Genomic DNA, 14,439 nt, shown 5'->3' with positions numbered 1-14,439 from the left:
TATGAATAAGCCAAAATTTATTATATTTTTGTTAATGAAGTTTAGATATGTGATTAATTTAGTTAATCATACTGACAAACTTCTAAATTTTAATTCTCAATTCAATTAATTTAATTAATCAAAATAAGTTTATGAAGAAATTACTACTACCTATATTAGGAGTAATTTGGCTTACATTCTTTGCTATGAGTAATTCTTTTGCTCAACAGAACGGAGTCATTCGTTGTGCTACTATGGAGCAAGATGCAATTCTAAGAGCCAATAACCCCGAATTAGGAACGCTAGAAGATATGGAGAATATGTTAGCTCCAATCATTAAAGAGAAAAAAGAAGGTGGAGCAAATCAGCATATTGTAAATGGAGTTTATATTATTCCTATTGTTGTTCACGTAATTCATAATGGAGAACCTGTTGGTACAGGGGATAATATTTCTTATGCTCTCATTCAATCTCAAATTGAAACACTTAATGATGACTTTCGTCGTCGTGCAGGTACAAATGGATTTAATACAGATCCTGTTGGGGCTGATACACAAATTGAATTCCGTTTAGCACAACGTAAACCAGATGGAACAGGTTTTGGTGCTGAGATAGGAGTCAATCGTATTGATAGAAATGTTGCAGGGTTTACAGCTCCTCCTTATTCTACTACTTATGTAGATGCAAACATTAAACCTTATACTACAACAACACAAGGATATGATGGAAGTGTATATATGAGTTTTTGGTGTGCGCCTCTTAGTGGTGGCGTTTTAGGATATGCACAATTCCCACAAACTACTTTGAGTGGAATGGATTGTAATCCTGTTAGTACAGTTACTGATGGAGTTGTTCAGACTAGCAGCGCAGTAGGTGGACAAACTGTGCCTAGTTCAGGTGCACCTTACAACTTAGGTAGAACAGCTACACACGAGATTGGACACTGGTTAGGTCTTCGTCATATCTGGGGAGATGGTGGCTGTGGAGTAGATGATTTTTGTGCTGATACACCTACTGCTAGTGGCTCTAACTTTGGATGTGCTACTACAGCAAATTCTTGTACAGACACTCCAGTAGATAGACGTGATATGGTAGAAAACTATATGGATTATTCTGATGATGCTTGTATGAATATCTTTACAAATGATCAAAAAATTCGTATGCGTACTATCTTAGAAACTTCTCGTTTCTCACTTATTAATTCAGTGGCAGCTATTCCACCTAACACAGATGATGCTGGTGTATTAGCAGTTTTAAAACCTATGGGAGATGCTTGTAGCTCTACAGTTACTCCCTCTATTCGTGTGAAAAACTATGGTACTAATCCACTAACAAGTGTAACTATTGAGTATCGTATTGATGGAGCAGCTTTTACAAGTCAAGCCTTTACAGGACTAAATGTAGCTACAAATGGTACTGTAGATCTTGTTTTAAATAACATCACAGGTGTTGCTTTAGGAAATCATACTTTTGAAGCTCGTTCTATTCTTCCAAATGGTCTTGTAGATCCTTTCACAGATTCAGATTTATCAAACTCTACTTTTACATTAGGAAATGGAACATTGCCTATTGTAGCTGATTTTGAAGGAGCATCGTTTCCTCCAACTTCTTGGGAACGCCAAAATCCTGGAAATGATTGTAATTTATGGGTAACTGATGCTTCTCCTACTTTGGTAGGTTCGAATGGTGCTCGTACTAAAGCAGGTTTGGTAAGACATCATACCTATACGGGGTCTGGACAAGAAGATATTTTGATTTCTCCTTCTATTGACTTAACAGGCGCAGGTCTAGCAAGTGCAGGAATAGAATTTGATTTAGCGTATCGTAGAAGAAATACTAGTGGAACTAGAGATGAAAGCTTACGTATAGAAGTATCAACAGATTGTGGAGCAACTTGGCAACCAACAGCTATTTATAGCAAAACAGGAGCTGCTCTTGCAACCGTGACTGGAACAACAACAGCTGCTTTTATTCCAACTGCAGCAAACCAATGGCGTAGAGAGGCTGCTTCTTTAAATGCTTATCTAGGACAAAGTATCAAAATAAGATTTGTTACTACCAATGCAAATGGAAATAACCTTTGGATAGATAATGTGAGAATCTATGATGCTCGTCCTGAAATTCAGTTTGCAACCACTGCAACTACCATTACAGAAAATTCTACTACTGGTACAGTTGATTGTAGAGGGTATGAAGATTTAAATATTCCTGTTAATATCACGCTTGCTCCTCCTTCTGCAGTTACAGTAAATGTAGCTATAACAGGTGGAACAATGACAGCCACACAAGATTATATACTTCAAACTCCAACGCTTACTTTCGCTTCTGGAGCAACAACAGCACAAAATGTAGTCGTAAGAGTATTTAATGATAATGCGCTTGAAGTAGCAGAAACTTTACAACTGACCTTATCAGTAGTAGGTACAGATGCTATCTTAGGAACAAATACTATTCATACATTAAATGTAAATGATAATGACGATGTTACACAAAATGTAACTCAAACTATCTTTACAGAAGATTTTGAAGCACAAACTGTTGGAGCTGTTTCAGGTGGATGGACAGTAACAAATGCCACAGCAGGTTCAAATGTGTGGGTATTTGGCGAAAATGGAGGAATGACTGGAAATAATAGTGCTTATATCACTAATAATACTACAAGTCGTCCTTTGGCATATACAAATACTAGTACTTCAAGAACTCGTTTGGTTTCTCCAGCTATAAATACAGTAGGAGCTACAAATCTTCAACTTAATTTTGACTATAAGTCAAATGGAGAAAGTGGTACAACAAGTGTTTGGGATTATGGTCGTCTTATGTACTCTACTTCTCCAACTGGTCCATATACAAATATTACAGGACCTGCTGATGGCGTAGGAACTGGAAATCTTACTAATGCTGTTCCTTTCTTCGGAAAGCCAGCTTTAACTGCTTATAATGTTACTCTTCCTGCTGCTTGTCAAAACCAAGCTACTCTGTATTTAGTTTGGAGATGGGATAATGATAATTCAGTTGGTAATAATCCTCCTTTCACTGTGGATAATATTGTATTGACAGGACAGCGTTTATTAGAATATGATGTAGAAAATACGGTTACTTCTAAACAGGTTTATTTAGGACCAAATAGTACTGTTTATGTTATTAGCTCTAATGATAAAGTAATGGCTAAACTAGAAAATAACACAACTCATGATTATGGTTGTACTACAGTTGCCATTGATAGAGCAGGAACAGGACAAGCAACTTACAATACATTAGGAGATGCAAATGGACTTACTGAGAAGTCTTTATTGATTACACCTACAAACTCTTCTACTGAAAATATAGATGTTACTCTTTATTACACAGATGCTGAAAAAACAGGTTGGGAAACTGCAACAGGACGTTCTTGGACAACTGATGCAAAAATGCAACGTACTGGAGGGGCTATTAGTAATATTACTCCTGCTACACCAACAGCAAATGGTGCAACAAATACAGAGCATAATATCACAACATCTTCTTATTTGACTACTGAACATGCTGTTAGTGCAACTATTAATAATGGTTTTGGTAATGGAAATGCTTCAGGTGGTTTAGCTATTGGTAATCCACTTCCATGTAGTATTACAGCTATTAGCTATGTAGGTCAGAGTGCTTGTTTTAATGATAGATATTCTGCTACTGTTACAGTTACTTACTCTAATCCAGCAGGAAATCTAGTAGTAAATGGACGAACATTTACAGCAACTGCTAGTCCACAAACAGTAACTCTTACGAACTTAGTTGCTGATGGAAATGCACTAGATGTAACAGCATCTTTCTCTGCTGGTTGTACTTTTACTGCAACAGGTTTAATCACAGCTCCTGCTGCTTGTGGAATTACTCCAGGAGGAGGTTCGCCACCTGTAACTGTAGGTGTTCCTACTCGTTTTGTAGCTACTGGAGTTTCTACTTCACAAATTGATTTGAGTTGGACTGCTGTTGGTGGTGCAACAGGTTATCTTCTTTATGAAGGAAACACACTTCTTGCTACTATTAATTCAGGTGCTACTGATAGCTACGAACATACAGGTTTAGAAGCAGATACCTATCACGCTTATAGATTGTTTGCTCTCAATGGTTCTGTTCGTTCTTCACGAGCAGCTCAAACAAATGATGCTACTTTTCCTAATGCTCCTACTGTTGTTTCTACCACACCAAGTTGTGGAACAGGTTCAGCAGGTGTTGTTCTTAGTGGAAGTGGAGCAATATTTAATGTTTATACAACAGAAACAGGTGGAACAGCAGTTGATCAGACTGATAATAACAACTATTCAACGCTTACTATTTCTGAAAACACAACTTATTATATTAGTATGATTGGTGTTTATGGAAAAGAAAGTCAGACTCGTACCCAAGTAGATGTTGTAGTAAATACACCATTTGAAGCAACTATTTCAGAAGGTACTTCTGTTCGTAGTTGTGGTGCAAGTGCTACCTTGACTGCTAATGAAGTAGCAGGAGCAACTTATGTATGGCTAAAGAATGGAGTTGAACTTACTGATAGTAATTCAAGTTCTTATACAGTTACTGGTAGTGGAAGTTACCAAGTACGTATTATGAGAGAAACGTGTACAACTACTTCAAGTAGAAGTCGTGTTATTCTTAATTATGCTCCTATTGCTGAAATTACTAATGGTACTTTAGCTCGTTTCTGTGATAATGGAACGCTTAGAGCAACTGAATCTGCTAATGTTGCTTATTCTTGGACTCTTGATAATGTAGTTGTTGGCACAGAAAGAGAAGTTTCAGTTTCTCAATCAGGACAATATATACTTACAGTTACTGAAGATGGTTGTACTGCTAGTGATAGCATTGAAGTTGAAGTTACTTCTTTAGCTCCTATATCATTTACTGCTTCTGATTCTGTATTCTGTTTAGGTGAACAAGTAACTCTTACAGCTGATTCAGTTAGTGGTGTTACTTACAACTGGAGCAGAAATGGAGTTGTATTCCGTAGTAATGTAGGTAATTCTATTACAGCTAGTTCAAGTGGATCATATAGTGTTACTATTTCTCAAAACGGTTGTACAAGTGCTTCTTCTGCCTCAGTAAGCATTGAGCGTTTAAACATCAGCACAACTTATCTTCGTAATACAGAAACTACTCTTTTCTTAGAGCCAGCAGACGAATCTACTGAAATTAGTAGTGTAGTTTGGTTCTTCAATGGAGAAGAAAGTGCTAGTTTGAGTGGTGAGACAATTACACCAACAGAAAGTGGAACTTATTCTGCTCTTGTTACATATTCAACAGGTTGTACTTTCCAGACTCGTACTGCATCTTTCAATATTCCAGAGGTGGTTACAGGTGAAGAAGAAGAGTTTATCAAAGCTCTACGTATTTATCCAAACCCTAGTTCAAGTGGAATATTCCAAATTGATTTAGGACAGAATACAGAAGTTGTTACTCTTATTTTGACAGACCAATTGGGAAGAACTTTGGAAACAATTGCTCTACCTTTAGAAGCAAATTCATATCAATTAGATTTGAGTAAATATGCTTCAGCTCTTTATACACTTCAATTCAAATCTGAAAAAGGTATAATTACTCGTAAAATTGTTATTGAAAAATAATAATTTTAGGTAAATAGAGTTTTATATAAAAAAAAGCAACCTTAGAAATAGGGTTGCTTTTTTTGTTTTATAATTTATAGAGTAAGAAAAATCAAATTACTTTTCTCAAAATTTCCCGATCAAATTTCCATATTTCTTCATCAATAGACTTTGTGTAAAATGACTGCGACAGTATTTTCTCTATACTATTTTTTATTTCATTTTCTATTTTTAACTTATTATCTTCAAAATCAATAAAAATTCCAGCTTCTAAAGGCTTTATAAAGTTTTCCCATTTTTGATTCTTAGAAATAAGCATTGGTTTTTTATAAGCCAAACACTCATAAAATTTAGTAGGAATGCAGTTTTGTGTACTTTTATTAAATGAGTAAGGCAAAATTACAAAATGGGTTTGTTGAAGGTGTTCTAATAGAATTTTGTGAGAAATAGGTTTTGAAACAGAATTATTTAGCAACAAAATAGATTTTTTATTTTCTATAGCTTCTATAATTTTTTTAGAATAATCGGTATCCGAACAATAGCCAGCCAAAATTAAAGTGGCAGAAAAACCTTGTCTTTGTAATTCTTTTTCTAGCTTTTTGAAAAATAAAATACCTTCTAAAGTTCCATAGGTTTTTGAAAATGAGCCATAAATAAGAAACTTAATTTCTTTTGTTTTAAAATAATCAGAATTGATAAAATTAGTATCAATCAAATTTTCTTTCAAAAATTTATTTTCCAAAAAAATATAATTTGTCTTTCTCAAAAAAGATATTTCTTCTAAATAACAGCGTTCTGCCAAAAGATATAAATCAACAAAAGAAGACGAAAATTTCTCAAAACTCCGAATCAAAAAAGCAATTGATTTTTTTAAAAAATGAGGGTAATTGTCTTGATACAGAATATTAAAAACATAATTTTCTTGTAAATCATAAACTAATTTTATCTTACTTGATTTTGAATTAAATAAAAATTTGAAAAACAAAGTAAAAGGTGTAAGTTCTACTGCACAAACAATAATCGTATTAGGTTTGAGTTTTAAAAGCTGATTAAAAACTCTAAAGCCAGCAAAAAAACGCCAAAGTCCTAAACGGTTCTTATTTTTTTGAGAAGTAAATAATTCTATAAAATTAATGTTTGAATCAGTGTTTTTCTGGTCAAAATCATTAGCAGCTTCAAAACCTATTAGAGTTGTTTTTTTAGAATTTTCTGAATTATGTGAAATTGATTTTGCTATTTTTTGATATGCACGAACATCATCGACAGGTTTCAAAACTGAAAGAATTGCTATTTTTTCGGTTTTCAGTTTTTCTATTTTTGTATTTTTATCACTCTGAAATTCTGTCATTTTTGCCCTTTTATGCTTCTTTTTTTAGATAAAAAATTGCCTCTCACATCAGTTGAGGTCTGCTGAGTTACATTTGTTATAGGTTAATCAAGTAATCAAAATTACCGATTTTAATTTATTTCAATTCTACTTTAAACCAATTTTATCTATGCAAACTCTCACTTCCCAACAAGTAACTCGCATAAAACTGGACGAACTCAATCGTCAGTATCATCAACTTCATATTCAATACAATGCCATTATTGAAAAAGTAGATACAAGTTCAGAATTAAAAGATAAATTTCAATTTCTTTATGATGGACTTTGTAAAATTACCTTTGCTCAAAAACAACTTCATCCAGACGTAGAAAATTTGAGTGTTCTTCAATCTCAATTAGAAACAAATACAGTTTCAGATTCTCTTTTGAAAAGTTGGGTAAATCGCCTTCGAAATGAAATTGAGCAAGGAAAATTAAGATTAGAAGCAGGTTTGGTTTTCGGGCTTGCACTAGAAGATACTTGGCATACAACAAAATCTGTCAATCAAGAAAAAAAAGGTTTTGAGAAAGAATTTATTGAATTAATTAATGAAAAAGTAACGGATTTTAGTTCAGAAAATGAAACTAAATTGAGAGAATGGATAACTGTTTATAGTAACGATTTGGAAAAAATCAAAGAAAAAAATCAAAAATTTGTAGATGAAAAACTTTTGCAACCTGTAACCAAAGAAGAAACTGCTTATATGTTGCATCACATGAAAGCGCATCCCTATCATCATACAAAACTCAAAGCAGAAATTTCTTCGATTGTAAATAAAGAATCTTTAGTAAATGAGTTGGCAGGAACAATTACAGTTTTGCTAAATAATTTTGAAAATTGGAAATGGACAGAAAAGGGGGTAGAACTCAATGTGCTTTGGACAAAACACAAATGGCGACCGTATATGAATACCGATTTGTTAGAATCTTTGCTTTTAGAAATTATAGGAATGCGTTTTGGTCGTGCTTTTAGAGAGAGTTTATTGGAAAAAGATTTTTGGGGAAAAGAAGCAGAATACAATCACATTAAATATTGGCAAAAACAGCTTAGAAATGAAATCACTTTTAAAGAATTCCCTTCTTATATTAATTATTCTCAAGTTACTTTTGAAGATTCGTATAGTGGATATGATGGCAGTATTATCAATGTAATCAGCAATGAAGATACTTATTTTAAACTTCTTCAAGGAATAAATGCTCAATTAGAGGTTTTGAAAACTAGACAAAAACAGCTTAATCAAGCTGCAACCAGTTATGTTATTCAAACTGACCTCAAAAACTATTTCTTGACTTTGCCTCATCAAACTTTACTGATTGTTTTGGAAGAGTTAGGCATTAATCAAAAATGGTTAGCCTTTTTTAAGTCGTATTTTGAAGTTCCTTATTTGTATCAAAATCAAATTCATACAACTCAACAAGGAATTTCTCTTTCTCATTTATTTTCTTCTTTACTTGCAGATGTTTTATTATTATTTTTAGATAAGGCATTATGGACACAAAACGGAATTTCGACCTATCGTTATATGGATGATATGTATATTTTTTGTGATTCAGAAGACGATGCAAAAACAGCTTGGCAAACGCTACAAGATTTTTATAAAATAACAGGTTTGCAGCTCAATAAAGAAAAAATAGGTGTGGTTAGAATTGGAAATCCAAACCCAAAGGAAGCAAAAAAGGAAAGCAGTTTTATAGAACAAATAAGCGAAGAATTAAATACAGAATTGCAATTACCTAACTGGATGTTTCTTTCTCTAAATCAGGAAGGTAATTGGAAAATTAATCAAGATGCAGTAGAAAAATTTGCACACACGCTATCTAAGCAATTGAATCATACTTCTTCTATTTTTGATTTGTGTAACGTCTATAATACACATATTTCATTTTTGCTCAAAAGTTTTGCTATTGGTTATCCACTTGGAAAAGAGCATATTAAAGAAATTAATCAAACGGTTGCTAAGTTTGAAAAACAGCTTTTAGACAACCAAGAAAGTATATTTGAAGTTTTGAAAAAACGTCTGATAACAAAGTTTCCACAGATGGAAGAAGCAATTCAAAACCTTCCTGAAGCGTGGTACTATTGGTCACTTACTGCTGGTGGTTTTGCGCTACAAAATCCTTTTTGTCATATCGTTTCGATTGCTGAGAGTTATAAAAATCTGATTGATGTACCCAAAAATAATTTTGAAGGATTAGATAAAAAACAAATTGAGACAAAACTGAAAGATGTATTTGTTTTTTATAAAAATCGCCAACTTTCGCCTGTTGCTCCCAAATCTACGCCTGTCATGCAAGGACTGATGAATGATTTTATCGATAGAGGAACAGAAGTAAGTGGAAAAAAACAGAATGGTTTAGGGATTTATTGGCAATGGCTTTTATACACGTATGGTTATCAATTATTAGATAGTTTTGGAACATTTCGTTTTTTGCTGACCGAACTCGTGCCTTTAGAAACTATTTTTAATCGCCTTTCTCCAAATTCTGAATCAGAAATTTAATTTTTTAATTCCTTTTGTAAGGAAAAGGCAAATCTTTTCCTTACAATTTTTTATTCAACTAACTCAAGTTGTAGATTATAAGTATTTCAGACTTCCTAGTCTGAATAAAAGATTTTTTAGTCAATTAAAAATTGTTTTACTTTCACAACAGACTAGGAAGTCTGTTATACACAACTTGATTTAACTAATCAAAAGACCATTCTCAACAGGTTTATCAGTTGTAAGAAGAGTTACACCATTTTCATCTCCAATGACTCCCAAAACCAAACATTCGGACATAAAATTAGCTATTTGTTTGGGTGGGAAATTAGTAACTGCAATGATTTGTTTTCCTACCAAAACTTCTGGATTTGGATATTTTTCTGTGATTTGTGCGCTTGATTTTTTGATTCCAAAATCTCCAAAATCAATTTGTAATTGATAGGCTGGTTTGCGTGCTTTTTCGAAAACTTTAGCTTCCAAAATTGTTCCGATACGCATTTCTACTTTTTCGAAGTCTGAATAAGAGAGCATTTATTATATTATAAAGGTTAGAAATTTTAAAATTATTCAGTAATTAGAGGCTTAAAAAAAGATGAAGACGGAAAATGTTCGTGATAGGCAGGGAAATCTTGAAAAGGAGCAATCCATTCAGGCATAGAAAGATGACGAACGTGACGTGATTCTGTTGAAAAACAAAAATCAGTCAATAAAAAAGATTTTGAAATTTGCCTTTGGTTAGCATAATAAGTTGCAGCTTCATCTTTTCTTATAAATTTATAAGAAACTAGTAAAGTTATTCCCACCAAGAGAAATAACCAAAAGGAAATGATATAGATAAAATAGTTTTTCATATACTTTTCAATGATTTAAGACAAATTTATACAAAAATATACAATTATTGAAGGCTTTTTAAACAGCAAATTTATTTTTAGATTAAAAAATCGTACCTTGCATAAAATTACAAAACAGTCTTTTTTATTTTTTAGAGCATAATTTATTAAAAAAATTATCCTACAAGAATAGAGAAGCTATTTTTTTTATAATCAAATTAATTTTAGAGCATGTCAAACAGCGCAAAAAAAGGCGATTTAGTACAGGTACATTATGTAGGTAAATTCGAAGACGGAAATGTTTTTGATTCTTCAAGAGAGAGAAAAGAGCCAATCGAATTTCAAGTAGGAGCAGGACAAATGATAAAAGGTTTTGATGCTGCAGTAGAAGGAATGACACTTAGCGAATCAAAAACAATTACTTTAGCACCAACTGAAGCGTATGGAGAGTCAAATCCAGAAAATATTGTTTCTTTTCCTAAAGATAAATTGCCACCAGAAATGAATCCAAAAGCAGGTGATCAGCTTGCTCTTCAAGGACAAAATGGTGAGCAAATTCCTGTTGTAGTTATTGAAGCAAATGAAGAAGGTGTTGTTTTGGATGCAAATCACCCAATGGCTGGAAAAACTTTAGTTTTTGAATTAGAACTTGTTGGAATCAATCCATCAACAGTAGAAGGTGGAACGCTTGCTGACTAATAGCAAATCCATTTCAAAATAAATAAAAATGCTATTTCTATTTTAATGATAGAAATAGCTTTTTTTATTTTTACCTCAAACCTAAATCATTTAGACTTTCATCTACGTAAGAAGCTGATAAAATATGTTTTTCTTGTATTTCTTTGTTTTCTAATCGATACAAAACAGGAAACTTATCCATTATTCCAGTTTGATAGGCTTTACTTTCTGTATCTAAGACCAGAGATTCAAATTTCTTATCTGCTAAGTCTATTTCTTTGCTCATCAGCATCAAACGAATATCCTTTATGCTTCTTTTGGTTGTCAGGACAAAACCAATTGTTTTGTGTCCGATATTTCGTTTCATAAAGTTTAATGATTTATTCCGACAACCAGAGCAGCCTTCTACTGGAATAATAAGAATATAGTTCTTACCCTCTACAAACTCTTTTGAAAAGCTATCTAAAAGTTCTTTGTCTTTTGTATAATTTTTAGAACAGCTTACTAAAGCAAAAACCAAAAATATCAAAACGATTACTTTACTCATCTTTACTTTATTTTTTTAGGTTTATACAAAGTAAAAGACAAAGCTCCCTCATCATTATTTGGGTTCTTTGGATTGGCATTAGAAACCAATAAACCATCTCTAGTTGCCATTACATTTCTAAAATGCGTATCTTTTGGAAGTGTTATTTCTCCTGCATGATGGAAGTTTTCATCTGCTATGACTATTGTAATAGGTCTGTCATTATAGCTATTTGGTTTGCCATCTAAATCTTTTTCTTCTATGCCTTCTAAAATCACAGAGTAGAATAGGTTGCTTTTTTTATCAGCAAGAATCAAGAAATGGTTATCATATACAATTCCATTATCTCCTCTTCTTGATTTCTTTGCTTCTTCATTTAAAAATCCTTTCCTATGAAGTAGAGTTTGTTGATAGTCTTTCTTATTTTTGCTATGGTAAATAATTCCAGTAAAATTAGTCTGTTGTAAAAATATTTCATTAGAGAAATGCGAACTACAACCAAAAAGAGAAATAGGAAGTTTTTCTGAAGCTAAATATATGGGGATTTGTGGTTCTGTAAAGTCAAGTTGTTCTGTATTTAGGTCAAATACAGCAACCATTTTTTTGCCCTTTATTAACTTTTCTGTTACCTCTGAAATATGAAGTCCTGAAAACATATCAGATGTAAAATATGCTTTATCTCCATATATAGAAAAATTGGAAGTCATTGAGGTAGATACATTGAACATATATTTTTGTGGCAAAGAATAATGAGCTAATATGTGACCTTCATTATCTACTAAGTTGATTTTTCCATGTCCTGTCTCAAAAATATAAATAGAATCAATATTTTTGATAAAAAACTTAGTTACAGAGTGTATTGCTTCTGTACCTGTTTTTTCTAATTTTATTCTTTTGTATAGAGTTTTTCTATCTAAATCATAAAAATCAATGGAGTGAATAGCTTCATTTCCTTGTATATAATACTGAGTTGTATCTGCATCATAATAAACAGGATACTTGCTCCAATTTTGACTAACTGAATCAATGGGAATGTTAATCTCTTTTACTTTTTCTAATGTATATTCTTTGTCTGAAAAAGTTATCGGAAGTGTTAGTATATCATCCAATGATTTTTCATCGAAGTTATTGACTTTTGATACATTACTCTTTACAGAATTTTCTGTATTTTGAGAGCATGAAACGATAAAAATAAATAAAACTAATAATACAAAGTTACACTTTTTCATTCTGATATATGGAAATATGATAAAGAAGATAAAATGCAAGAACAAAAATAAGTTGCTTGCATTTTATGTTTATTATAAGAATCTTAATAAGATTAATTACCACCACCTTTACAACAAAAATGTTGATAATATGGCCCACTACAATCTAGTCTATCTACGTCAACTTCACTACATCCTCCACCTTGACTGATACACATTTCACATGGACTTGCATTTCCTCCATCATCTGCTGGATCGTATACTTCCAATTTTGTTTGTGCTACTGAAACACCACCAACAGATATACTAAAAACTAAGGTTAAACCTAACAAAAACTTTTTCATATTCCTAAAAATTTAAAGGGTAAATGATAAAAAAAATAAATTTTGTCTTATTTTTAAGACAGTTCAAAGGTATTTTTTTTTTTTTTGTAAAATACAATACATGTTATATATTTAATATATTTTAACTTTTGTTTAGGGTTTAGTAAAATAAAGCTTTTTTTTTTATATAAAATTTATTTTTTTTATGCTAAAAATGGTAACTTTACACTTTAAATAAAACGCATAGAGTTATCAAAAATAGAATTTTATATGTATTGGACTATTCTAATAAATAAAAAAAATTTATATGTAAGTATTTGGTTTATAGTATCTTTAATTTGTGCTTCTTGTAGTTCTAAGGCTATTTCTGATTCAGAAAAAGATCTAGAAAACGGCATACAAAACAGCACAAAGAAAAATTCTAGCTATAAAATCAAACCTACTAAAGTAGAGATTCAAAAAATAAAAAAGCAAAATTTAGATTATATTATCTATACCAATGGAAAAGTAGTAGCTCAGCAGCAGGCAGAAATAGGTTTTTTGGCAAATGGAAAAATAGAAAAAGTGTATATCCAAAATGGCGATTATGTGCGTCAAGGGCAAATCATAGCAAGTCTAGAAAACATAGAAGCTGTTTTGAGATTGCGACGAGCCAAAGAAGAAAAAGCCATTAAAAATGATGAATATCGTAAATTATTTATTGATTTTGGTGGAGAATGGGGAGATAAAAATTCTATTTCTGATACATTAAAGCAAATATTAAGAACTCGTAGTGGGCTTGCTCTTTCCGAAATACAAGAAGCAGAAGCAACACAAAGCTTAGAAAACTCTCTTTTAAAAGCTCCTTTTTCGGGAAAAGTAGCTAATCTTTTTGTAAGTAAAGGTACTTTTATTTCGGCTAGTTCGCCTATTTGTGTCTTGTATAGTTCTGGAAATTTGGAGGTGGAAGCCTTTGTACCTGAAAGTGAAGTTTTGATTTTGTCAGCACAAAAAGACACTAAAAATAAACCGAATAAAGCTACTATTTCGCCTATTACTTCGCGTGCAAATTCTATCAGTTATGAAAGTTATTTAATAGACATCAATCCACAAGTAGAAAATGAAGGATTAGTCAAACTTCGTTTTGCATTGCCTTCTACCAAAGAAGTTTCTCAAAATCTACTCCTTAATATGAATGTAACGGTAGCTTTGCATATTCCACAACAGAAAAAACTTGTCGTGCCGAAAGAAGCCATTGTTTTACGTTCTGAAAAGGAGGTTGTTTTTAGTTATAAAGATGGACGTGCTTTTTGGAATTTTGTAAAGACAGGAAAAGAAAACGGAAAGCAAATCGAAATTTTGGAAGGATTGAAAGAAGGACAACAAATCATTATTTCTAATAACCTTCAACTTTCGCATGATGCAGAAGTGGAATTAATATCAACCGTCAACGAGGTTTCTAACCGTCGTTGAGGTCTTACTAGAATCCTCAACG

At 32.2% G+C, this 14,439-nt stretch carries 10 protein-coding genes; 4 read left to right on the top strand and 6 right to left on the bottom strand.

The annotated features are described in order from the left end of the window. Window positions 1-131: 131 nt before the first annotated feature. Window positions 132-5,573 (top strand): choice-of-anchor J domain-containing protein, encoded by a 5,442-nt coding sequence (locus V9L04_RS01325; RefSeq protein WP_338792259.1) that lies wholly within the window; start codon window positions 132-134, stop codon window positions 5,571-5,573. A 91-nt stretch (window positions 5,574-5,664) separates the two neighbouring features. On the opposite strand, the gene V9L04_RS01320 is transcribed toward V9L04_RS01325, so the two are convergent. Then, window positions 5,665-6,900, bottom strand: a complete 1,236-nt coding sequence (locus V9L04_RS01320) for a hypothetical protein (protein ID WP_338792258.1) — start codon at window positions 6,898-6,900, stop codon at window positions 5,665-5,667. A 148-nt stretch (window positions 6,901-7,048) separates the two neighbouring features. On the opposite strand from V9L04_RS01320, the gene V9L04_RS01315 reads away from it, so the two are divergent. Further along, window positions 7,049-9,418 carry a reverse transcriptase domain-containing protein gene (locus tag V9L04_RS01315; RefSeq protein WP_338792257.1) on the top strand — a complete coding sequence of 790 codons (2,370 nt, stop codon included), beginning with the start codon at window positions 7,049-7,051 and terminating at the stop codon, window positions 9,416-9,418. A 180-nt stretch (window positions 9,419-9,598) separates the two neighbouring features. Here the strand turns inward: V9L04_RS01315 and V9L04_RS01310 are convergent, their stop codons facing one another. After that, window positions 9,599-9,931: a tRNA-binding protein gene (locus V9L04_RS01310; protein ID WP_338792256.1), complete on the bottom strand. Its 333-nt coding sequence runs from the start codon at window positions 9,929-9,931 to the stop codon at window positions 9,599-9,601. 32 nt (window positions 9,932-9,963) lie between these two features. Beyond that, entirely contained in the window at window positions 9,964-10,251 is a 288-nt protein-coding gene (locus V9L04_RS01305) for a hypothetical protein (protein WP_338792255.1), read from the bottom strand. 210 nt (window positions 10,252-10,461) lie between these two features. On the opposite strand from V9L04_RS01305, the gene V9L04_RS01300 reads away from it, so the two are divergent. Beyond that, the gene (locus V9L04_RS01300) at window positions 10,462-10,929 is read left to right on the top strand and encodes a peptidylprolyl isomerase (protein WP_338792254.1); all 468 of its coding nucleotides are present in this window, start codon (window positions 10,462-10,464) and stop codon (window positions 10,927-10,929) included. A gap of 70 nt (window positions 10,930-10,999) precedes the next feature. Here V9L04_RS01300 and V9L04_RS01295 read toward each other — a convergent pair whose 3' ends face one another. The 3 genes from V9L04_RS01295 to V9L04_RS01285 all read right to left on the bottom strand — a co-directional run bounded on the left by V9L04_RS01295 (window position 11,000) and on the right by V9L04_RS01285 (window position 12,974). Continuing rightward, complete coding sequence (locus V9L04_RS01295; RefSeq protein ID WP_338792253.1) at window positions 11,000-11,455, bottom strand: hypothetical protein; 456 nt, start codon at window positions 11,453-11,455, stop codon at window positions 11,000-11,002. Window positions 11,456-11,457: 2 nt separating this feature from the next. Continuing rightward, window positions 11,458-12,663: a DUF4221 family protein gene (locus V9L04_RS01290; protein WP_338792252.1), complete on the bottom strand. Its 1,206-nt coding sequence runs from the start codon at window positions 12,661-12,663 to the stop codon at window positions 11,458-11,460. A gap of 92 nt (window positions 12,664-12,755) precedes the next feature. Next, window positions 12,756-12,974, bottom strand: coding sequence for a hypothetical protein (locus tag V9L04_RS01285; protein WP_338792251.1), 219 nt, complete (start codon window positions 12,972-12,974; stop codon window positions 12,756-12,758). Between the two features lie 261 nt (window positions 12,975-13,235). Between V9L04_RS01285 and V9L04_RS01280 the strand changes: the two genes are divergently transcribed. Then, window positions 13,236-14,417 carry an efflux RND transporter periplasmic adaptor subunit gene (locus V9L04_RS01280; protein ID WP_338792250.1) on the top strand — a complete coding sequence of 394 codons (1,182 nt, stop codon included), beginning with the start codon at window positions 13,236-13,238 and terminating at the stop codon, window positions 14,415-14,417. The last annotated feature ends 22 nt before the right edge of the window (window positions 14,418-14,439 follow it).

Source organism: Bernardetia sp. MNP-M8 (assembly GCF_037126285.1).
GTDB lineage: Bacteria > Bacteroidota > Bacteroidia > Cytophagales > Bernardetiaceae > Bernardetia.
Note: the sequence above shows the minus strand (reverse complement) of the source record. Positions and strands in the feature narration are given on the sequence as shown.